The 21555-nt window shown below is 69.1% G+C and carries 20 protein-coding genes; 11 read left to right on the top strand and 9 right to left on the bottom strand.

All coding sequences use genetic code 11. The annotated features are described in order from the left end of the window. Positions 1-11 precede the first annotated feature (11 nt). From murJ to trxA, 6 genes are all read left to right on the top strand, one after another. Entirely contained in the window at positions 12-2282 is a 2271-nt protein-coding gene (gene murJ / locus ACZ56U_RS08360; RefSeq protein WP_469083239.1) for a murein biosynthesis integral membrane protein MurJ, read from the top strand. A 138-nt stretch (positions 2283-2420) separates the two neighbouring features. Further along, the gene (locus ACZ56U_RS08355; RefSeq protein ID WP_469083238.1) at positions 2421-4139 is read left to right on the top strand and encodes a protein kinase family protein; all 1719 of its coding nucleotides are present in this window, start codon (positions 2421-2423) and stop codon (positions 4137-4139) included. Between the two features lie 31 nt (positions 4140-4170). Continuing rightward, entirely contained in the window at positions 4171-4896 is a 726-nt protein-coding gene (sigM, locus tag ACZ56U_RS08350) for an RNA polymerase sigma factor SigM (protein ID WP_469083237.1), read from the top strand. Further along, on the top strand, positions 4893-5759 hold the full coding sequence (locus tag ACZ56U_RS08345; RefSeq protein ID WP_469083236.1) for an anti-sigma factor family protein: 867 nt from the start codon (positions 4893-4895) through the stop codon (positions 5757-5759). Before sigM ends, ACZ56U_RS08345 begins: the two co-directional genes overlap by 4 nt. A gap of 163 nt (positions 5760-5922) precedes the next feature. Beyond that, the gene (trxB, locus tag ACZ56U_RS08340; RefSeq protein WP_391233475.1) at positions 5923-6891 is read left to right on the top strand and encodes a thioredoxin-disulfide reductase; all 969 of its coding nucleotides are present in this window, start codon (positions 5923-5925) and stop codon (positions 6889-6891) included. A 44-nt stretch (positions 6892-6935) separates the two neighbouring features. Continuing rightward, a complete protein-coding gene (gene trxA / locus ACZ56U_RS08335; protein ID WP_391233474.1) occupies positions 6936-7268 on the top strand; it encodes a thioredoxin in 333 nt (110 codons plus the stop codon). A 53-nt stretch (positions 7269-7321) separates the two neighbouring features. On the opposite strand, the gene ACZ56U_RS08330 is transcribed toward trxA, so the two are convergent. The 9 genes from ACZ56U_RS08330 to rpmH all read right to left on the bottom strand — a co-directional run bounded on the left by ACZ56U_RS08330 (position 7322) and on the right by rpmH (position 14354). Beyond that, positions 7322-7939 carry a GNAT family N-acetyltransferase gene (locus ACZ56U_RS08330; protein ID WP_469083235.1) on the bottom strand — a complete coding sequence of 206 codons (618 nt, stop codon included), beginning with the start codon at positions 7937-7939 and terminating at the stop codon, positions 7322-7324. Positions 7940-8264: 325 nt separating this feature from the next. Then, positions 8265-9365 carry a ParB/RepB/Spo0J family partition protein gene (locus ACZ56U_RS08325; protein ID WP_469083234.1) on the bottom strand — a complete coding sequence of 367 codons (1101 nt, stop codon included), beginning with the start codon at positions 9363-9365 and terminating at the stop codon, positions 8265-8267. Beyond that, positions 9362-10435, bottom strand: a complete 1074-nt coding sequence (locus ACZ56U_RS08320) for a ParA family protein (protein WP_469083408.1) — start codon at positions 10433-10435, stop codon at positions 9362-9364. The genes ACZ56U_RS08325 and ACZ56U_RS08320 overlap by 4 nt, the downstream gene beginning before the upstream one ends. Positions 10436-10817: 382 nt before the next feature. Continuing rightward, positions 10818-11537, bottom strand: a complete 720-nt coding sequence (rsmG, locus tag ACZ56U_RS08315) for a 16S rRNA (guanine(527)-N(7))-methyltransferase RsmG (RefSeq protein ID WP_469083233.1) — start codon at positions 11535-11537, stop codon at positions 10818-10820. Between the two features lie 127 nt (positions 11538-11664). Beyond that, complete coding sequence (locus ACZ56U_RS08310) at positions 11665-12177, bottom strand: Jag family protein (protein ID WP_469083232.1); 513 nt, start codon at positions 12175-12177, stop codon at positions 11665-11667. Between the two features lie 15 nt (positions 12178-12192). Further along, positions 12193-13470 carry a membrane protein insertase YidC gene (yidC, locus tag ACZ56U_RS08305; RefSeq protein WP_469083231.1) on the bottom strand — a complete coding sequence of 426 codons (1278 nt, stop codon included), beginning with the start codon at positions 13468-13470 and terminating at the stop codon, positions 12193-12195. Between the two features lie 3 nt (positions 13471-13473). Then, a complete protein-coding gene (gene yidD / locus ACZ56U_RS08300) occupies positions 13474-13827 on the bottom strand; it encodes a membrane protein insertion efficiency factor YidD (RefSeq protein ID WP_469083230.1) in 354 nt (117 codons plus the stop codon). Further along, the gene (gene rnpA, locus ACZ56U_RS08295; RefSeq protein ID WP_469083229.1) at positions 13824-14195 is read right to left on the bottom strand and encodes a ribonuclease P protein component; all 372 of its coding nucleotides are present in this window, start codon (positions 14193-14195) and stop codon (positions 13824-13826) included. The genes yidD and rnpA overlap by 4 nt, the downstream gene beginning before the upstream one ends. A gap of 21 nt (positions 14196-14216) precedes the next feature. Further along, the gene (gene rpmH / locus ACZ56U_RS08290) at positions 14217-14354 is read right to left on the bottom strand and encodes a 50S ribosomal protein L34 (RefSeq protein WP_015659252.1); all 138 of its coding nucleotides are present in this window, start codon (positions 14352-14354) and stop codon (positions 14217-14219) included. 373 nt (positions 14355-14727) lie between these two features. Between rpmH and dnaA the strand changes: the two genes are divergently transcribed. From dnaA to ACZ56U_RS08265, 5 genes are all read left to right on the top strand, one after another. Further along, the gene (gene dnaA / locus ACZ56U_RS08285; RefSeq protein ID WP_469083228.1) at positions 14728-16710 is read left to right on the top strand and encodes a chromosomal replication initiator protein DnaA; all 1983 of its coding nucleotides are present in this window, start codon (positions 14728-14730) and stop codon (positions 16708-16710) included. Positions 16711-17590: 880 nt separating this feature from the next. After that, on the top strand, positions 17591-18721 hold the full coding sequence (dnaN, locus tag ACZ56U_RS08280) for a DNA polymerase III subunit beta (RefSeq protein WP_469083227.1): 1131 nt from the start codon (positions 17591-17593) through the stop codon (positions 18719-18721). 175 nt (positions 18722-18896) lie between these two features. Then, positions 18897-19772 carry a phosphogluconate dehydrogenase (NAD(+)-dependent, decarboxylating) gene (gnd, locus tag ACZ56U_RS08275; protein WP_391233461.1) on the top strand — a complete coding sequence of 292 codons (876 nt, stop codon included), beginning with the start codon at positions 18897-18899 and terminating at the stop codon, positions 19770-19772. A gap of 53 nt (positions 19773-19825) precedes the next feature. Then, entirely contained in the window at positions 19826-20947 is a 1122-nt protein-coding gene (gene recF, locus ACZ56U_RS08270) for a DNA replication/repair protein RecF (protein WP_469083226.1), read from the top strand. Continuing rightward, positions 20944-21471, top strand: coding sequence for a DciA family protein (locus ACZ56U_RS08265; protein WP_469083225.1), 528 nt, complete (start codon positions 20944-20946; stop codon positions 21469-21471). Before recF ends, ACZ56U_RS08265 begins: the two co-directional genes overlap by 4 nt. Positions 21472-21555 lie beyond the last annotated feature (84 nt).

Genomic DNA, 21555 nt, shown 5'->3' with positions numbered 1-21555 from the left:
GTGGGGTAACCATGAACGCGCCGTACGACGGTGACCGCGGCCAGGCCGCGGACAGCCCGGGCCACCCCGAGGGTCCGCCGCCCGAACACGGCCAGGTACCGCCGCAGCCCCCCGCGGACATGTACCTCCAGGACGCCTACGAGCAGGACCCCTACCGGGCGCAGGACCTCTCCGCCCAGGACCCGGTCGCCGAGGCGCTCTACGACCGCGCCGCGCACCCTCCGCCGCCCCCGGGCACGTACCCGCCGCAGCAGCCGCTGTACGCCCAGCCCCAGCAGTCCCCGTACGCCCCCGACCCGCAGGTGTGGGCCCAGACGCCGGCGCCCGAGCCGTCCGGTCCGACCCAGTACCTGCCGTACGGCGACGACCCCCGCACCACCCAGTACGTCGGTGTCGACGACCTCGTCACGCACTCCGCCGAGGAGCGGCACGAGCCGGACGCCTTCGCCCATCTCTTCCGGGACCAGCAGGAAGGCGGGTTCCGGGACGGCCGTTCGCCCTACCGGTCACCGTCGGTCCCCGGCCCCTCCCCGGCGCCGGTGCCGGGCGCCGAGCCGCCCATGCCGCCCTCCGCGGACAGCACGATGAACCTGGGTACCGCGCCCGTGCCGCCTCCGGCCGCGCAAGCTCCGTCGGCTCCGTCGAGGAAGGGCGGCAAGGCCGCGGGCCTGCTGAAGTCGAGCGCGGTGATGGCCGCGGGCACCATGGTGTCGAGGCTCACCGGGTTCGTCCGCTCGGCGATGATCGTCTCGGCTCTCGGTCTGGGCCTGCTGGGTGAGTCCTTCCAGGTGGCCTACCAGCTGCCGACGATGATCTACATCCTGACCGTGGGCGGCGGCCTCAACTCCGTGTTCGTCCCTCAGCTCGTGCGTTCCATGAAGGACGACGAGGACGGCGGCGAGGCGTACGCCAACCGGCTGCTGACGCTCGTCATGGTCATCCTCGGCGTGCTCACGGTGCTCGTCATGTTCGCCGCGCCGCTCCTGGTGCGGGCTCTGTCGAACCCGCTGGCCAGTAATCCCGCGGCCAATGAGACCGCTGTCACCTTCACCCGGTACTTCCTGCCCTCGATCTTCTTCATGGGCATCCACGTGGTGATGGGCCAGATCCTCAACGCCCGCGGCCGGTTCGGCGCGATGATGTGGACGCCGGTCCTGAACAACATCGTCATCATCGTGACGCTCGGCGCGTTCCTGTGGGTGTACGGCACGTCCGAGCGCTCCGGGATGACGGTCCAGAGCATTCCGCCCGAGGGCGTCCGACTGCTCGGTGTCGGCGTCCTGCTCGGCCTCGTCGTGCAGGCCCTCGCGATGATTCCTTACCTGCGTGAGACCGGCTTCAAGGTGCGTCTCCGCTTCGACTGGAAGGGTCACGGCCTCGGCAAGGCCGCGATGCTCGCCAAGTGGACGATCTTCTTCGTCCTCGCCAACCAGGCCGGTGCCCTTGTCGTCACCCAGCTGGCCACCGCGGCCATCACGGATTCCGGCGTCCCCGGCACCGGCTTCAGCGCCTACGCCAACGCCCAGCTCATCTGGGGCCTGCCGCAGGCCATCATCACCGTCTCCCTGATGGCCGCCCTGCTGCCCCGTATCTCCCGCTCGGCCGCCGAGGACGACGCGGGTGCCGTGCGCGACGACATCTCCCAGGGCCTGCGCACGACAGCGGTGGCGATCGTGCCGCTCGCCTTCGGGTTCGTCGCCCTCGGCATCCCGATGTGCACCCTGATCTTCGGCTCCTCCGGCGCCGACCAGGCCACGAACATGGGCTTCATGCTGATGGCGTTCGGCCTCGGTCTGATCCCGTACTCCGTGCAGTATGTCGTCCTGCGCGCGTTCTACGCCTACGAGGACACCCGGACGCCCTTCTACAACACGGTCATCGTGGCGGCCGTCAACGCCGCCGCGTCCGCCGCCTGTTACTTCGTACTGCCGGCGCGCTGGGCGGTCGTCGGTATGGCCGCCTCGTACGGCCTCGCCTACATGATCGGCGTCGGCGTCGCCTGGAGCCGTCTGCGCAAGCGGCTCGGCGGGGACCTGGACGGTGCCCGTGTCATGCGGACGTACGCCAGACTGTGCATCGCCTCGGTGCCGGCGGCCGTCCTCAGCGGTGCGGCCTGCTACGGCATCGGTCACACGCTCGGCCAGGGTGTCGTCGGCTCCTTCGCCGCCCTGCTCGTCGGTGGTGTGGTCCTGCTCGGGATCTTCTTCGTGGCGGCCCGCAAGATGCGTATCGAGGAGCTGAACTCCCTGGTCGGCATGGTGCGCGGGCGGCTGGGGCGCTGATACGGGGGTACGCGCACAACCATTGCCCGCCACCGTGTGTCGTGCATAGCGGCGGACTGTGGGCACAATTGGGTTCGGCGTCGGACGGCGCGCACGTAGGTCGGTCAGCGCGCAACGAATGGGGAGGCAGGAACGACGGTGGCGGAACGGAGCACGGCTGCCGTCGACGTGGCAGACAGCGGCGATGAGCCGCTGACCGCAGAGGCGGACCAGTCCACGGCCGACGGGGAGGCCCAGAACCGGGAGCGGGACACGGACAACAACGAGGCACAGGGGAGTGGCGGGACCGGGAGTCCCGAAAAGGCCTCACCGCCCGAGCTGCACAGCGGCCACAAGCTCGCCAGGCGCTACCGGCTCGAGGAGTGCGTCACCCGTCTGGACGGGTTCAGCAGCTGGCGTGCGGTCGACGAGAAACTGCGTCGCGCGGTCGGCGTGCACATTCTGCCCGCCGACCACTCACGAGCCCGTTCCGTGCTGGCCGCCGCCCGCTCGTCCGCGCTGCTCGGCGACCCGCGCTTCGTCCAGGTACTGGACGCCGTCGAGGAGAACGACGTCGTCTATGTCGTCCACGAGTGGCTGCCCGACGCCACCGAGCTGACCGCGCTCCTGGCCCCCGGGCCGCTGGAGCCGCACGACGCCTACCAGATGGTCAGCCAGGTCGCCGCGGCCATGGCGGCGGCTCACCGTGAGGGCCTCGCGCATCTGCGCCTGAACCCCAACGCGGTCCTGCGCACCTCCAGCGGCCAGTGGCGCATCCGCGGCCTCGCCGTGAACGCGGCCCTGCGCGGCATCACCTCCGACACCCCGCAGCGCACGGACACCGAGGCCATCGGCGCCCTGCTGTACGCGGGACTCACCCAGCGCTGGCCGTACGAGAACGACGCCTACGGCCTGTCCGGGCTGCCCAAGGACGTCGGCCTGATCGCCCCCGACCAGGTACGCGCGGGCGTGCACCGCGGACTGTCTGAACTGTCGATGCGCGCTCTGGTCAACGACGGCGCGACCGCCTCCCGCCACGAGTCCGCGTGCACCACGCCGGAGGAACTGGTGAAGGCGATCGGCGAGATGCCCCGCATCCGCCCGCCGGAGCCGGCGTTCACCGCGCCGCCCGAGTACCAGCGCACCACCTACCAGCAGGGCACGTACGGTCGTCCGGCGCCGCACCCGGGCGTCACGCAGCCGCTGGCGGCCCCTCCGCCGCCGCTGCAGAGCCGCACCGGCCGGGTCCTGAAGTGGGCCGTGTCCGCGCTGCTGATCGCCGCGCTGGGCCTCGGCAGCTGGCAGCTCGCGGACGCCCTCATGGACCAGGGCAACCAGTCCGACGACACCAACCAGACCCAGACCACGGACGACAACGACAAGGGCGCCGAAAAGATCAAGGCGCCCAAGACGCTCGCTGTCAAGGGTGCCCAGGAGTACGTGGCCGGGGGCGTCGCCCAGCATCCCGAGGACGTCCACCTGACGTACGACAAGAGCGCCACGACCGGCTGGCGGACCAACAGCTACAACGACGGTCCGGAAATAGTGATCAAGCCCGGTGTCGGCATCGTCTACGACCTCGGTTCCGAGCAGGAGGTGTCGGCCGCGGCCCTCGCCTTCCGCTACGGCGGCAACCACACCACCATCAAGCTGTACGCCACCGACTCGCTGGGCTCGTCCACGCCGCTGAGTTCCATGAAGGAGCTGGGCGAGGTGACGACAAGCGGGACCTCGGCGAAGGTGAGCGTCGACAAGCCGATCAAGAGCCGCTACGTGTTGGTGTGGATGACCGCGATGCCGTACTCCGGCGCCGACGCCGCCAACTACAGCCAGCCCGGCTACAAGCAGGCCATCACCAACGTGCAGTTCACCGGCTGACAACGCACCGCATCCCAGGGGAGGGGGTCCGATGGCAGATGACACCGCATACGGCGACACCAGCGATCAGGACCTCCTCGCCCGTCACGTGGACGGCGACCCCGACGCGTTCGGCGAGCTCGTAAGGCGTCACCGGGACCGGCTGTGGGCTGTGGCCCTGCGCACGCTCGGGGACCGCGAGGAGGCCGCTGACGCCGTCCAGGACGCCTTGGTCTCCGCCTACCGGGCCGCCCACACCTTCCGCGGCCAGTCGGCTGTCACGACCTGGCTGCACCGCATCACGGTGAACGCCTGCCTCGACCGCGCCCGCAAGGCCGCCTCCCGCAAGACCTCACCGGTCGACGACACCGAGCGTCTGGAGCAGCTCCTGGAGCCGCACGAGTCCGCCTCGGCGCCCGCGGAACGCAATGACGTCCACCGCCAGCTCCTGGAAGCCCTCGGCACACTGCCCCCCGACCAGCGGGCCGCCCTCGTCCTGGTGGACATGCAGGGCTACCCGGTCGCCGAGGCCGCCCACATGCTCGACGTCCCGACCGGCACGGTGAAGAGCCGCTGTGCCCGCGGCAGAGCCAAACTCCTTCCCCTCCTCGCCCATCTGCGGCCGGAGAAAAACGGTGACGGCGGAGAACCGGGCCAGGAACGGAACCGGATGCAGGGGACATCCGTCCCACCCGCAGCGGAACCTCGTGACAGAGGGCCCCGCGAGACAGGTCCAGGCGATTCAGCTGCTGTGAAGGGCGGAGGTGGGCGAGCGTGACATCGACAGACACGTCCGGGCACCCGGACGTCGCGGAGATCTCCGACCTCACCGAGGGCCTTCTCCCCCCGTCCCGGACCACCGACGTACGACGGCATCTGGACGCATGCGACCTCTGCGCCGACGTCCATGCCTCCCTGGAGGAGATCCGCGGTCTGCTCGGTTCGATCCCGGGACCGCCGCGCATGCCCGACGACGTCGCCGGGCGTATCGACGCCGCCCTGGCCGCCGAAGCCCTCCTCAACTCCACGGCGTCCGAGGCCCCGGACCCGCCCGTGCTCACCGCGTCGCATGTTTCACGTGAAACATCGGTGTCGGCAGACCGCCCCGCCGGTCACGCGCGTACGTCCAGCACCGGCCCGGGTCGCAAGGACCGCTCCCGCGGCGGGCGCCGCAGGATCGCCGTTCTCGGCACGGTGTTCACCGTCGCCGTCCTGGGGTTCGGCTCCGTGCTGCTGTCGTCCCTCGACGACGGTCGGCCGTCCGACCCGACCGCACAGGCCGGTGTCTTCTCCGGAAAGAAGGTCGAGACCGAGGTCTCCGCGCTTCTGTCACGCCGTTCCGGCGACGTGTCGCGCCCGCCCCGCAGTTTCGGCACGAACAACGTCCCCGAGAACAGACTCAAGAACAGCACCATCCCTCAGGTTCCCCCTTGCGTCCTGCACGGCATCGGCCGCGAAGATGAGGCGCTGGCCGCCAAGAAGGGCACCTACGCGGGCGAGCCGGCGTATCTCGTGGTGATGCTCGACCCGAAGAACGACAACCGCGTCGACGCCTACGTGGTCGATGCGGCCTGCGAGACCGATGGCTCGTCCTCGGCAGAGGTTCTGCTGACGCAGTCCTACGCGCGTCCCACAGGCTGACGCTTCGTCTCCACCCAGCGTGGTATCTCGTACGGTGGCGCCTCTCCGTGTGCCCGGCCACACCGGGAATGCGCGCCCCTTAGGATCCGTTGGGTGGGGTGAGAGTCCTGAGAGGGGCTCCCACCGGTCGTACTGACGCAGTCCAGAGACGAGGAACCAAGCCGTGAGCGACGTCCGAAACGTGATCATCATCGGCTCCGGGCCCGCCGGCTACACGGCGGCGCTCTACACCGCGCGCGCGTCGCTGAAGCCGCTGGTGTTCGAGGGCGCCGTCACCGCAGGTGGTGCGCTGATGAACACCACCGAGGTGGAGAACTTCCCTGGCTTCCAGGACGGCATCATGGGCCCCGAGCTCATGGACAACATGCGGGCGCAGGCCGAGCGGTTCGGCGCCGAGCTCATCCCGGACGATGTCGTCAGCGTCGACCTGACCGGTGACATCAAGACCGTCACCGACACCGCGGGCACGGTCCACAAGGCGAAGGCCGTCATCGTCACCACCGGCTCGCAGCACCGCAAGCTCGGCCTGCCCAACGAGGACGCTCTCTCCGGCCGTGGCGTCTCCTGGTGTGCCACCTGTGACGGCTTCTTCTTCAAGGACCAGGACATCGCCGTGATCGGCGGCGGTGACACCGCGATGGAGGAGGCCACCTTCCTCTCGCGCTTCGCCAAGTCCGTGACCATCGTCCACCGCCGGGACACCCTGCGCGCCTCCAAGGCGATGCAGGAGCGCGCCTTCGCCGACCCGAAGATCAAGTTCGTGTGGGACAGCGAGGTCGCCGAGATCCAGGGTGACCCGAAGCTGGCCGGGCTGAAGCTGCGCAACCTCAAGACCGGCGAGCTCTCGGACCTCGCGGTCACCGGGCTGTTCATCGCGATCGGTCACGACCCGCGCACCGAACTCTTCAAGGGCCAGCTGGAGCTGGACGAGGAGGGCTACCTGAAGGTGGAAGCCCCCTCCACGCGGACCAACCTGACGGGTGTCTTCGCCGCCGGCGACGTCGTCGATCACACCTACCGCCAGGCGATCACCGCGGCCGGCACCGGTTGCTCCGCCGCCCTCGACGCCGAGCGGTTCCTCGCCGCCCTCGCGGACGGGGAGCCGGCCGAGCCCGAGAAGACCGCTGTCTGACCCCCTCCCACCCCACCCCGCACAACCCAGTTAAGGAGCCCGCCGTGGCCGGCACCCTGAAGAACGTGACCGACGACACCTTCGAGCAGGACGTCCTCAAGAGCGACAAGCCCGTCCTGGTGGACTTCTGGGCCGCCTGGTGCGGTCCGTGCCGTCAGATCGCTCCGTCCCTCGAGGCGATCGCCGCCGAGTACGGCGACAAGATCGAGGTCGTCAAGCTCAACATCGACGAGAACCCGGGTACGGCCGCCAAGTACGGCGTCATGTCCATCCCGACCCTGAACGTCTACCAGGGTGGCGAGGTCGCCAAGACCATCGTCGGCGCGAAGCCGAAGGCCGCGATCGTCCGCGACCTCGAGGACTTCATCGCCGAGTGACGTTTCACGTGAAACACGAAGGGGCCGGCCCAGGAGGGCCGGCCCCTTCTCGTTCAGAGCGGCCGCAGCGCCGGTTCCTTCTGCACGGCTCCCAGGAGCCGGTCCAGTGCCATCTCCACGTCTTCCTTCCAGGAGAGGGTCGTCCGCAGCTCCAGCCTCAGACGTGGATGCACGGGGTGCGGGCGGACCGTCTTGAAGCCGACGGACAGAAGGTGATCGGCGGGCAGCAGACAGGCCGATTCCTTCCACCGGGCGTCCCCGAACGCCTCGATCGCCTTGAAGCCCCGGCGCAGCAGATCCTTGGCCACCGTCTGGACCATCACTCTGCCCAGTCCCTGTCCCTGATAGCCGGGCATGATGAACGCCGTCATCAGCTGCACGGCATCGGGTGAGACCGGGCTCGTGGGAAATGCCGTCGACCGGGGGACATAGGCCGGGGGCGCGTAGAGAACGAAGCCCACCGGCACCTCGTCGATGTACACGACCCGTCCGCACGATCCCCAGTCCAGCAGAACTGCGGAGATCCAGGCTTCCTTCTCCAGGGTGGCCGTGCCCGCTTTTACCGCGGCTTCGCCGCTGACTGGGTCCAACTCCCAGAAGACGCACGAGCGACAGCGCTGGGGAACGTCCGGAAGGTTGTCCAGCGTGAGCGGTACGAGCCGACGCCCCATGAAGGCTGTTCCTCGCTTCCCTCGCCCGCGGCATCACGGGCGGCAGTCAGAGCGTTCCGTTCCCGAAGCAGGCTACCGACGAAGCCGCCGACCGCGCCCAGCCCCAGGCCCACGCTCACCAGTCCACTGCGGCTCACCGTTCGCATGACACCTGCCCTCCCCTGAAGGTGCTGCCGGGTGGTCGCGCCATACCCGAATGCATCGTATCCACGATGTGATTCCCTCGACACCGCCCGAAAGCAAAGAGCGGGCTGTGTCCGGTACCCACCGGACACAGCCCGCTCCGTCGACCACCGAGGCATCACTCCTCGGCCTGGTCGAAGGTTCAGCCCTCGGACTCCTCGGCGTCGCCGTCCAGAAGGCTCTTCTGAAGGACGGGTCCCTCGCCGGGGGCGAGCGTGCTGAGGATTCGCTCGAGGTCCTCCATGGAGGCGAACTCGACCGTGATCTTGCCCTTCTTCTGCCCCAGGTCGACCTTCACCCGGGTCTCGAAGCGGTCCGAGAGACGGCCTGCCAGGTCCGTCAGCGCCGGGGAGAGCCGAGTGCCGGCCCGCGGCCCCTTGGCGCGCTGCGGGGTCTGGGGACGCGATCCCATGAGGGTCACGATCTCCTCGACGGCGCGTACCGACAGGCCCTCGGCGACGATCCGGTGAGCCAGGCGGTCCTGCTCCTCCGAGTCCTCGACGGAGAGCAGCGCCCGCGCGTGGCCGGCGGACAGGACTCCGGCCGCCACACGACGCTGGACAGCCGGTGAGAGCCTCAGCAGACGCAGGGTGTTGGAGACCTGCGGGCGAGAACGGCCGATGCGGTCCGCCAGCTGGTCGTGCGTGCAGTTGAAGTCCCTCAGCAGCTGGTCGTAGGCGGCGGCCTCTTCCAGCGGGTTCAGCTGAGCCCGGTGCAGGTTCTCCAGGAGGGCGTCCAGGAGGAGCTTGTCGTCCTCCGTGGCCCGCACGATCGCGGGGATCGCCTCCAGGCCCGCCTCACGGCTGGCCCGCCAACGCCGCTCACCCATGATGAGCTCGTAGCGTCCGGGACCGGCCTGTCGTACGACGACCGGCTGGAGGAGACCGACCTCCTTGATGGAGGTGACGAGTTCCTGGAGGGCGTCCTCGTCGAAGACCTCACGCGGCTGGCGCGGGTTCGGCGTGATGGAGTCCAGGGGCAGCTCGGCGAAGTGGGCACCGACAGGGGCCGTAAACGCCTCCGCGGCACCGTTCAGCGACGGATCCTCGGTTTCATGTGAAACAGGCGGCAGCGTGGCCACCTTCGCCGCGGCGACTCCGCGGTCGGTCGTCAGCACCGGTACGGCACTCGGGGACGCGGAACCCCCGCCTCCCACCGCGGCCGGCACCGGCGTCTTCTCTGTCGGGGCAGCAGGGATCAGCGCGCCGAGCCCACGGCCCAAACCCCTCCGTCGCTCACTCACTGAATGCCCTCCACCATGCTCGGGTTGCTCTGGTTGCCGATATGGGCCTGCGTCGGGTCATAGGCGACGCCCACACCCCTCAGCGCGATTTCTCGTGCCGCCTCGAGATAGGAGAGGGCACCGCTCGATCCTGGATCGTAGGTCAGCACCGTCTGCCCATAGCTCGGCGCCTCAGAGATACGGACCGAGCGGGGAATGCTCGTCCGCAGCACCTCGTCGCCGAAGTGGGTGCGCACCTCGTCCGCGACCTGGGACGCGAGCCGCGTCCGGCCGTCGTACATGGTGAGCAGGATCGTCGAGACATGCAGGGTGGGGTTGAGGTGCCCTCGCACCAGATCGACGTTGCGCAGCAGCTGCCCCAAGCCCTCCAGCGCGTAGTACTCGCACTGGATCGGGATGAGGACCTCGGCACCTGCCACCAGGGCGTTGACCGTCAGCAGCCCCAGCGAGGGCGGGCAGTCGATCAGGATGTAGTCCAGCGGGTGGTCGTAGGCCTGGATCGCCCGCTGAAGCCGACTCTCACGTGCCACCAGGGACACCAGCTCGATCTCCGCGCCCGCGAGGTCGATCGTGGCGGGAGCGCAGAACAGCCCCTCTACATCCGGGACGGGCTGGACGACTTCGGCCAGCGGCCTGCTGTCGATCAGTACGTCGTAGATGGACGGCACTTCGGCGTGGTGGTCGATACCCAGTGCCGTGGATGCGTTGCCCTGGGGGTCGAGGTCGATCACAAGGACCCGGCCGCCGTGCACCGCCAGTGAAGCAGCGAGGTTGACCGTTGTCGTCGTTTTCCCTACGCCACCCTTCTGGTTGGCGACCACGATGATACGGGTCTGCTCGGGCCGCGGCAGGCCCTCGCCGGCGCGGCCCAGAGCCTCTACTGCCAGTTGGGCAGCACGACCGATGGGAGTGTCGTCCATCGGGGGCGGTGTTTCACGTGAAACATCCTCCCCCATCGATTCGGTACGGGGACCGGGGACCGGATCGGTCATCGGTCCCGCGATGTTGGCGTCGGACCGCAACGATTCACTCTCCTCGACTTCAGGCTCGCAATGAACAGAGCCTCCCATGTCTTCGGGGTCGTGAACCAGTGAGGCCTGGGGTTCTGTGGAGAAATCCACCTCTGTGGACAACTCCGGCACCTCTCCGAGTGATCCGAGAGGCTTTCGGTCACGCGGTTCGGCCGCGGCGCGACCACGGCTGATGATGCCGTGCAGCAGTGAGCGACGTTTCACGTGAAACACGATGCACAGCACGAGCGGCCGAACTGTCGCGACACTCCGGCATGGGTAGGTTTGGCAGCTTGTGTGGAGTACGTCTCTTCGTCAGGACGGATCAATGACGCCGACCGCGCCCCTGACCCCGGCCACCCGCACTGCCTGGATCAGCAGCCCCCGACCAGGCACCCCGCCACCACCCCCGGCACCACCTCCGCCACCGCCTCCGACGGAACTACCCCCGGCGCCTACGAGCCCGCCCCGTACGTGCCGCCTTGGCCCGCTTCGCGGCGAAGCGCACACCGCCGGGGCTCTCGCCGACCTCGACCCGAACCACCGTGGACAAGGGATCCACGACACCCTCACCGACGTGCAGGACCGAGGTTGCGACGGCACCCAGCTTGCTCAGGGCCGTACCCGCCGCCTTGAGCTCCTCCTCGGCTGTGTCGCCCTTGAGGGCGAGCATCTCGCCGTAGGGACGCAGCAGCGGAACACCCCAGGTCGCCAGGCGGTCCAGCGGGGCCACGGCCCGCGCCGTCACCACATGCACCGGCGGCAGCTTGCCCATGACCTCCTCGGCCCGGCCGCGCATGACCGTGACATGGTCCAGGCCGAGCAGTTCCACGACCTCCGCCAGGAAGGTCGTGCGCCGCAGCAGAGGCTCCAGCAGCGTGATCTTCAGGTCCTCCCGGACGAGCGCCAGGGGAATGCCGGGCAGACCGGCCCCCGAGCCCACGTCACACACCGTCACGCCCTCGGGAACGACCTCCGAGAGCACCGCGCAGTTCAGCAGGTGCCGTTCCCACAGCCGGGGCACCTCCCGCGGGCCGATCAGACCGCGCTGCACGCCCGCCTGGGCGAGCAGCTCGGCGTAGCGGACCGCATCCGCGAAGCGATCGCCAAACACCTCGCGCGCCTGTTCGGGCGCGGGGGGAAGCTCCGCTGCCTCCGTCACGGGGACCGTCCTTCCGTACCGCGGTGGGCGCACCGTGCGCCCATCGCCACAACCACCAGAACTATCAGGCTGACAAAGTTCGGCCCCGTCTGCGCTACAGACGGGGCCGGAGGAACGTACGGACCGATCAGGCGGGAAGCACAACGACGAAGCGCTGCGGCTCCTCGCCCTCGGACTCGCTGCGCAGACCGGCGGCCTTGACCGCGTCGTGCACGACCTTGCGCTCGAACGGCGACATGGGCCTCATCTTGACGGGCTCGCCGGTGCTCTTGACCTCGGCGGCGGTCTTGGCGCCCAGCTCGGAGAGCTCGGCACGCTTCTTGGCGCGGTAGCCCGCGATGTCCAGCATCAGCCGGCTGCGGTCCCCGGTCTCCCGGTGCACGGCCAGGCGCGTGAGCTCCTGGAGCGCCTCCAGCACCTCGCCGTCCCGGCCGACCAGCTTCTGAAGGTCGCGGCCGCCAACGTCGCTGATGATCGACACAGCGGCGCGGTCGGCCTCGACGTCCATGTCGATGTCGCCGTCGAGGTCGGCGATGTCGAGCAGACCCTCGAGGTAGTCCGCCGCGATCTCGCCCTCCTGCTCCAGGCGGGACAGGGTGTCTACACCCTCGGCAGCGGCGGAGGTGGTGCCTTCCGTCACGGGATGGACTCCTTCTTACTTCTTGGACGGGGACTTGGGCCGCTGCGGACCCTTGCGCTGTCCGGACTGGGCCTTGCTGCGGGTGCTGCCGCCGGGCTGCTTCTTGGCGGGACCGGCGGCGGGCTTGGCGTCCTCGGGCTGGTCGGCCTTCTCCAGCGAGGTGGGCTCGCCGGCCGCCTTCGGGGCAGCCGAGGCGGTCCCGGACTGACGCCGCGACTTGGACTGCCGCTTCGGCTGCTGGCGCTTGGGAGTGCCGGCGGCCGTCGTCGGCGTACCGTCCTCGGTCTGGGTGACGACCTGGGTGTCGCTCTTCACCACGGTGCCGTCGGGCTGGGCCGCGAGGCCCGCCTTGTTCAGGGCGTTGATGAACTTGCGCTCGAACTCGTTGCGGTCGCGGCCCTTGGCGACGATGGCCTTGACGATGGCCTTCTCGCCGCGTCCACGGGTCTTGCCGTGGTGCGTGACGTGCTTGTGGAGGCGCTCCAGGTACGCGGCCTGGGCCTTGGAACCCGGGGTCGGGTTGTTGCGGATGACGTACATCTGCTGGCCCATGGTCCACACGTTGGTGGTCAGCCAGTAGACGAGGACACCGACGGGGAAGTTGATGCCGAAGACGGCGAACATGACGGGGAAGACGTACATCAGCATCTTCTGCTGCTGCATGAACGGCGTCTTCACCGTGGTGTCGACGTTCTTCGTCATCAGCTGGCGCTGCGTGTAGAACTGCGACGCCGACATCATGACGATCATGACCGCGGTGACGATGCGGACCGTGGTCAGCGAGGCGTCGAGCGCGGCGACGTCCGAGGAGCTGTCGGTGAACTTCGCGGCCAGCGGGGCGCCGAAGATGTGCGCCTTCTGCGCGCTGTCCAGCAGGCTCTGGTTGATCGAGCCGATGGTGTCGTTGTTCGCGATGGCGTTGAGCACGTGGTACAGCGCGAAGAAGAACGGCGACTGCGCCAGGATGGGAAGGCACGAGGAGAGCGGGTTGGTACCCGTCTCCTTGTACAGCTTCATCATCTCTTCGGACTGGCGCTGCTTGTCGTTCTTGTAGCGCTCCTGGATCTTCTTCATCTCGGGCTGCAGCGTCTGCATGGCCCGGGTCGCCTTGATCTGCTTCACGAACAGCGGGATCAGGCAGATACGGATCAGGATCACCAGGGACACGATCGACAGGCCCCAGGCCCACCCGGTGTCAGGGCCGAAGATGGCGCCGTACACCTTGTGGAACTGGACGATGACCCAGGAGACAGGTGTCGTGATGAAGCTGAAGAGGCTGGCAATCGTGTCCACTAATCATGCTCCTTGGGCATGGGACGGTGTCTCTGCGGCCGGGCTCGAAGGCGTCTGTCCTTCAAGGGCCGTTTCGGCGGCGGAGGGCCCGCCCCTGCGTGCACGCCAGGCGTTACGCAGCATTTCGTGCCACCGCGGGCGCTTGCGGGGCGGAACATGGTCCACACCGCCCAGCGACCACGGATTGCACCGCAGGATGCGCCAGGCGGTGAGCGCCGTGCCCTTGATCGCACCGTGCTGGTCGATGGCCGTGTAGCCGTAGTGGGAGCACGACGGGTAGTACTTGCAGACAGGCCCCAGCAGCGGACTGATCGTCCACTGGTACAGCTTGATCAGAGCCAGCAGCGGGTACTTCATCGCGCGCCCCCTCCCAGCAACCGCTCGATGGCGGCATCCAGGTCTCGGGCCAGCTGTGCATGGTCGGCGTCACCCGCACCGGGCAGCGCTCGTACGACTACCAGGCTACCGGGGGGAAACAGGTCGACCCGGTCACGCATCAGATGGCGAAGCCTGCGCTTCACCTTGTTGCGTATCACCGCGCCGCCCACGGCCTTGCTCACGACGAAACCCGCACGCGTCGGGGGAGCGCTCTCCCCAGGCGCGTGCGGGTCCGTGGCACCGCTACGAAGGTGGACGACGAGGGACGGGCGTCCGGCCCGGCGCCCTCGTCGTACTGCGGTCGCGAAGTCCTCGCGCCGCCTCAGCCGGTTCTCGGTGGGCAGCACGATGGCATGACCTGACCGGAATCAGGCGGACAGGCTGGCGCGACCCTTGGCACGGCGGTTCGCGAGAATCGCGCGACCGGCACGGGTACGCATCCGCAGACGGAAGCCGTGGGTCTTGGCGCGACGACGGTTGTTCGGCTGGAAGGTGCGCTTGCTCACTCGGGGGCTCCAGAAATCAATCGGTGGTGGCGGGTGCCGTCCTGGCTGTCACCGTGCGCCCACGAGTAGCTCTCGTTACGCCCGAGTGCACCGCTTCCCGATCACCTGCGCGATCTTGGCCCATCGGAGGCAGGCGGCAGCAGCCATCGACAACTCGACCTGGTTACGGTACGCGCGGCTACGCCATCCGGTCAAACCAGCGGTCACCGGGAGACACTATCCACAGGCTGGGGACAACAACTTGAACCGTACCCGTCGCCCTGACTACCGTGGCTGAACTCCGATTCGTTCCCATGTATCTGCCCCACCCCGGTTGAACCCCGACTCGTCCCACAACCACACGTTCGTGGGACCCCGTGAGAGAGCGTGCCCTGTGGCTGACGTACCTGCCGATCTTGCCGCAGTGTGGCCACGAGTACTGGAGCAGCTCCTCGACGGGGGCCGTGGGCAGGGGGTCGAGACGAAGGACGAGCACTGGATCCGCCGCTGCCAGCCCCTCGCCCTGGTCGCCGACACCGCCCTGCTCGCCGTGCCGAACGAATTCGCGAAGGGCGTGCTCGAAGGCCGCCTCGCCCCCGTCGTCAGCGAGACCCTGAGCCGTGAGTGCGGCCGCCCGATCCGGATCGCGATCACCGTCGACGACTCCGCCGGCGAGCCCTCGCCACCCCCGGCCGCCCGCCCCCAGTCGCGCTACGAGGAGCCCGAGCTCCCCGCCGGCCAGTACGACGGCCAGCCGGACAGGCAGCCGGACAGGCAGCCCGACCGGCAGTACGACAACAACCCGTACGAGCCCCCGGCCGAGCGGAAGTACGACGGTTACGGCCGCCACCGCGCCGACGACAGCCGGCCCGGCCGCGCCGAACAGAACGACCAGCTGCCCACCGCGCGCCCCGCCTATCCGAGCGAGTACCAGCGCCCGGAACCCGGCGCCTGGCCGCGGCCGCAGCAGGACGAGTACAGCTGGCAGCAGCCGCGCCTCGGCTTCCCCGAGCGGGACCCGTACGCGTCGCCGCCGTCGCAGGACGGGTACGCGCAGGACTCCTACGCCTCGCCGTCGCAGGACTACCGCCCGCAGCCGATGGACCGCTCGCCCTACGACGGCCAGCGCGACTACGACCAGCAGCGGCACTCCTATGACGACCAGCGGCCGGACTACGACAAGCCGCGCCCCGACTACGACCAGTCCGGCCCGCGCCGCGACCTGCCCGAGCCGCCCTCCGGCGGCGGCCACGTGCACCGCGGCGGCCCGGCGGTACCCCCCTCCAGCGGCGCCCCGAGCCCGCTGGCCGCGAAGCCCGCGCCCGCGACGGGTCCCGGCGAGCCGACCGCGCGGCTGAACCCGAAGTACCTCTTCGACACCTTCGTCATCGGCGCCTCCAACCGCTTCGCGCACGCGGCCGCGGTGGCGGTCGCCGAGGCGCCGGCGAAGGCGTACAACCCCCTGTTCATCTACGGGGAGTCCGGGCTCGGCAAGACGCACCTGCTGCACGCGATCGGGCACTACGCGCGCAGCCTGTATCCCGGCACGCGCGTGCGCTACGTGAGCTCGGAGGAGTTCACCAACGAGTTCATCAACTCCATCCGCGACGGCAAGGGCGACAGCTTCCGCAAGCGCTACCGCGAGATGGACATCCTGCTCGTAGACGACATCCAGTTCCTCGCGGACAAGGAGTCGACGCAGGAGGAGTTCTTCCACACCTTCAACACGCTCCACAACGCCAACAAGCAGATCGTGCTCTCCAGCGACCGGCCGCCCAAGCAGCTGGTGACGCTGGAGGACCGGCTGCGGAACCGTTTCGAGTGGGGCCTGATCACCGACGTCCAGCCGCCCGAGCTGGAGACCCGGATCGCGATCCTGCGCAAGAAGGCGGTGCAGGAGCAGCTCAACGCCCCGCCGGAGGTGCTGGAGTTCATCGCCTCCCGGATCTCGCGCAACATCCGTGAGCTGGAGGGCGCGCTGATCCGGGTGACGGCCTTCGCCTCGCTGAACCGGCAGCCGGTGGACCTGGGCCTGACGGAGATCGTCCTCAAGGACCTCATCCCCGGCGGTGACGACGGGGCGCCCGAGATCACCTCGACGGCCATCATGAGCGCGACCGCGGACTACTTCGGCCTCACCGTCGAGGACCTGTGCGGCACCTCGCGCGGCCGCGCGCTGGTGACCGCCCGCCAGATCGCCATGTACCTGTGCAGGGAGCTCACGGACCTCTCGCTGCCGAAGATCGGCGCGCTGTTCGGCGGCCGCGACCACACCACCGTCATGCACGCGGACCGCAAGATCCGCAATCTGATGGCCGAGCGGCGCTCCATCTACAACCAGGTCACGGAGCTCACCAACCGCATCAAGAACGGCTGAGAACGCCGCTCGTACGTCGCTGAGGGCGCCCCGGGACGAGTTCCCGAGGGCGCCTTCCGCATGTTCCGGGGGTGTCCGCGGTTCACGACGCCGTAGCCGACTGTTCGAATACCTGCGGGGTTACGGCCTCCCTCCACAGATTTGGTGACTTTCTCCCGTCCACACCCTGGGGACCGGAAAGTTGTCCAGACTGTGTCCACAGGGGCTCCTGGTGAAAACCCATCAGGGCTGGTCACCTGGCTGTGGATTGGTGGACGAAGGATCTCCACAGGCTGTGGACAAGAAAATGATCCACAGGCTGTGCACGGAGTTTTCCACCGACAACCCACAGGCTGAGGCACGTTGTCCCCAGCGATCACCAGTTTCTCCACACCGTTGTCCACTGTTCGGCAACGCGACGCGCCTGCTCACCGGGTCGAGTGAAAGGCGTCACACGAAGGTGCCGGGGAGCCCTGTGGGAAACAGCGCGAAAGCTGGGGACGGCGCTGGGGAGAACTCGCCTCAACCTGTGTACGGAGTGTGCAGAACTTTTTGTTCTCCACAGATGGGCCCGGTTGTCCACCGGTGTCGCCCACAGGGTCGGTGGATAAAATTTGCCACCTGACCTGCGAAAACGCAGTTATCCACCGTTTCCACAGCCCCTACTACTACTCCCAACTAGAGAGAGCTGGGAATCCGTTTAGAAGGGGGTCCTGTGCACAACTCGCTGTCCGGCCCCCTGCTGCCCCTCGTCACGACTTGACCCCGAGAGGCACCTACTGTCAGTGGGGTGCGTCAGACTGTTCCCCGGTGTCCTTCCCTTCACACAGGCTGACGACACCGAGACAGACGACGAGGGCCAGGCAGAGCGAAGCGCCGGCAACAGCAGGAGGCGGCAACAGTGAAGATCCGGGTGGAACGCGACGTACTCGCGGAGGCAGTGGCCTGGGCGGCACGCAGCCTCCCGGCCCGTCCGCCGGCGCCTGTCCTCGCCGGCCTTCTGCTGAAGGCCGAGGAGGGTCAGCTGAGCCTGTCCAGCTTCGACTACGAGGTCTCGGCGCGGGTCGGCGTCGAGGCGGAGATCGAGGAGGAGGGCACCGTCCTGGTGTCGGGCCGTCTCCTCGCCGACATCTGCCGCGCCCTTCCCAACCGGCCGGTGGAGATTTCCACAGACGGTGTACGGGCGACCGTGGTCTGCGGCTCGTCCCGCTTCACCCTCCACACCCTGCCTGTGGAGGAGTACCCGGCGCTGCCGCAGATGCCGACCGCGACCGGCACCGTCCCCGGTGAGGTCTTCGCCTCCGCCGCCGCCCAGGTCGCCATCGCGGCCGGCCGTGACGACACGCTGCCCGTGCTGACCGGTGTGCGCATCGAGATCGAGGGCGACACCGTCACGCTGGCCTCCACCGACCGCTACCGCTTCGCGGTCCGCGAGTTCCTGTGGAAGCCGGAGAACCCGGAGGCGTCCGCGGTGGCCCTGGTGCCCGCCAAGACGCTCCTGGACACCGCCAAGGCGCTCACGAGCGGCGACAGCGTCATCCTGGCCCTGTCCGGCTCGGGCGCGGGCGAGGGCCTGATCGGTTTCGAGGGCGCCGGGCGTCGTACGACGACCCGCCTGCTGGAGGGCGACCTCCCGAAGTACCGCTCGCTGTTCCCGACGGAGTTCAACTCCGTGGCCGTGATCGAGACCGCCCCCTTCGTGGAGGCCGTCAAGCGTGTGGCCCTGGTCGCCGAGCGCAACACCCCGGTGCGGCTGAGCTTCGAGCAGGGTGTGCTGATCCTGGAGGCCGGTTCCAGCGACGACGCACAGGCTGTGGAGAGGGTCGACGCCCAGCTCGAGGGCGACGACGTCTCGATCGCCTTCAACCCGACCTTCCTGCTGGACGGTCTGAGCGCCATCGACTCCCCGGTCGCCCAGCTGTCCTTCACGACGTCCACGAAGCCCGCGCTGCTCAGCGGCAAGCCCGCGCTGGACGCCGAGGCGGACGACGCGTACAAGTACCTGATCATGCCGGTGCGGCTGAGCGGCTGAGCCCGCGGCGCTGTCCACAGGCCGGTGGACAAGTGATCCCGGCCTGTGGGGAAACCCGCAGGTCGGGGCGTACGTCTGAGCGCGTATGCCCACAGGTGTGCGTGAGCGTCCGGGTTTAGGCTCGGACGTAGGTACGAAGGTGCCACTCACGCCACAGCAACCTAAGGAACCACTGATGGAGCTCGGTCTCGTCGGCCTCGGCAAGATGGGCGGCAACATGCGCGAGCGGATCCGCCGCGCAGGCCACACCGTGATCGGATACGACCGCAACCCGGACCTCGCCGATGTCCACAGCCTGGAAGAGCTTGTGGGCAAGCTCAAGGGCCCGCGCGTGGTCTGGGTGATGGTCCCCGCCGGTGCCCCCACCCAGGCGACGGTCGACGAGCTGGCCGAGCTGCTGGAGCCGGGTGACGTCGTCGTGGACGGCGGCAACTCCCGCTGGACGGACGACGAGAAGCACGCCGAGGAGCTCGCGGCCAAGGGCATCGGGTTCGTGGACTGCGGTGTCTCCGGCGGCGTCTGGGGCCTGGAGAACGGCTACGCGCTGATGTACGGCGGCGACGCGGAGAACGTCGCCAAGGTGCAGCCGGTCTTCGACGCCCTCAAGCCCGAGGGCGAGTTCGGCTCGGTGCACGCCGGCAAGGTGGGCGCGGGCCACTTCGCGAAGATGGTCCACAACGGCATCGAGTACGCGATGATGCAGGCCTACGCCGAGGGCTGGGAGCTGCTGGAGAAGGTCGACTCCGTGACCGACGTCCGGGAGGTCTTCCGCTCCTGGCAGGAGGGCACCGTCATCCGGTCCTGGCTGCTGGACCTCGCGGTCAACGCCCTCGACGAGGACGAGCACCTGGACAAGCTGCGCGGTTACGCACAGGACTCCGGCGAGGGCCGCTGGACCGTGGAGGCCGCCATCGACAACGCGGTGCCGCTGCCGGCGATCACCGCGTCCCTGTTCGCGCGGTTCGCGTCCCGTCAGGACGACTCGCCGCAGATGAAGATGATCGCGGCGCTGCGCAACCAGTTCGGCGGCCACGCGGTCGAGAAGAAGTAATCCACAGGGCTGTTCACCACAGCCCACGAGCCGGGAGAGGTCGGCGCCCGACCATGCATGTCACGCATCTGTCGCTGGCCGACTTCCGCTCGTACGCCCGGGTCGAAGTCCCGCTCGACCCGGGCGTCACGGCGTTCGTCGGCCCCAACGGACAGGGCAAGACGAACCTGGTCGAGGCCGTCGGCTATCTCGCCACCCTCGGCAGCCACCGGGTCGCCTCCGACGCCCCCCTGGTCCGCATGGGCGCCGACCGCGCGGTGATCCGGGCGCAGGTCCGGCAGGGCGAGCGGCAGCAGCTGGTCGAGCTGGAGCTGAACCCGGGCAAGTCCAACCGCGCGCGCATCAACAGGTCCTCGCAGGTCAGACCGCGTGATGTGCTCGGCATCGTACGGACCGTGCTGTTCGCTCCGGAGGACCTCGCGCTGGTGAAGGGCGACCCCGGTGAGCGGCGGCGCTTCCTCGACGAGCTGATCACCGCGCGCTCCCCGCGCATGGCCGGGGTGCGCTCGGACTACGAGCGGGTCCTCAAGCAGCGCAACACCCTGCTGAAGTCGGCCGCGCTGGCCCGGCGGCACGGCGGGCGCTCGATGGACCTGTCCACCCTGGACGTCTGGGACCAGCACCTCGCGCGCGTGGGGGCCGAGCTGCTCGCCCAGCGCCTGGACCTGATCGCCGCGATCCAGCCGCTGGCCGACAAGGCGTACGAACAACTCGCTCCCAGCGGCGGCCCGATCGCCCTGGAGTACAAGCCGTCGGCGCCCGGCGAGGCGCACACGCGCGAGGATCTCCATGAGCAGCTGATGGCGGCGCTGGCGGAGGCCCGCAAGCAGGAGATCGAGCGGGGCGTCACCCTCGTGGGCCCGCATCGGGACGATCTGCTGTTCAAACTCGGTCAGCTGCCCGCCAAGGGGTACGCCTCGCACGGCGAGTCCTGGTCGTACGCGCTGGCGTTGCGGCTGGCCTCCTACGACCTGCTGCGGGCGGAGGGCAATGAGCCGGTGCTGGTCCTCGACGACGTCTTCGCCGAGCTGGACACCCGGCGGCGTGAGCGGCTGGCGGAGCTGGTGGCACCCGGCGAGCAGGTGCTGGTGACGGCCGCGGTCGACGACGACGTACCGCACCTGCTGGCGGGGGCGCGGTACTCCGTGGCCGACGGGGAGGTGGAGCGGGTATGACGACCGAGGAGCCCGCTGCCGGCAAGGAGCCGTCCGGGGTCGACCTCGCGCGCGTGGCGCTCAGGGCGGCCAAGGAGGCCGCACGCGCGCGTGGGGACGCGGCGCAGCAGAAGAAGCAGGCGCGGCGCGGTGGCCTGCGCTCCGGCGCGCGCGCGGACGGGCGCGACCCCATGGCGCTGGGTCCGGCGATCAACCGGCTGATCAGCGAGCGGGGCTGGGAGGCGCCGGCGGCGGTGGGCGGTGTGATGGGGCGCTGGCCGGAGATCGTCGGTGACGACCTGGCCAAGCACTGTGTGCCGCAGAAGTACGACGAGGACGAGCGGGTGCTGGTCGTGGGGTGCGACTCCACGGCCTGGGCGACCCAGCTGCGTCACCTCGCGCCCGCGCTGGTCGCGCGTCTCAACGAGGACCTGGGACACGGCACCGTGCGGATGATCAAAGTGCTCAACCCCGGCGGCCCCCCGCGGCGCTACGGACCCCTGCGCGCCCCGGGCAGCACGGGCCCTGGTGACACCTACGGGTGACCCGGGAACCACCAGGTGACAGACATCACATCGACGGCCGTCGGTGGTCCTTCGGGACCCTCGGCGGCCGTCGTGTCGTAGCAC

This window comes from Streptomyces sp. NPDC034103 (assembly GCF_055575395.1).
The sequence above is the reverse complement of the archived record's forward strand: the minus strand, read 5'-3'. Positions and strand labels throughout refer to the sequence as shown.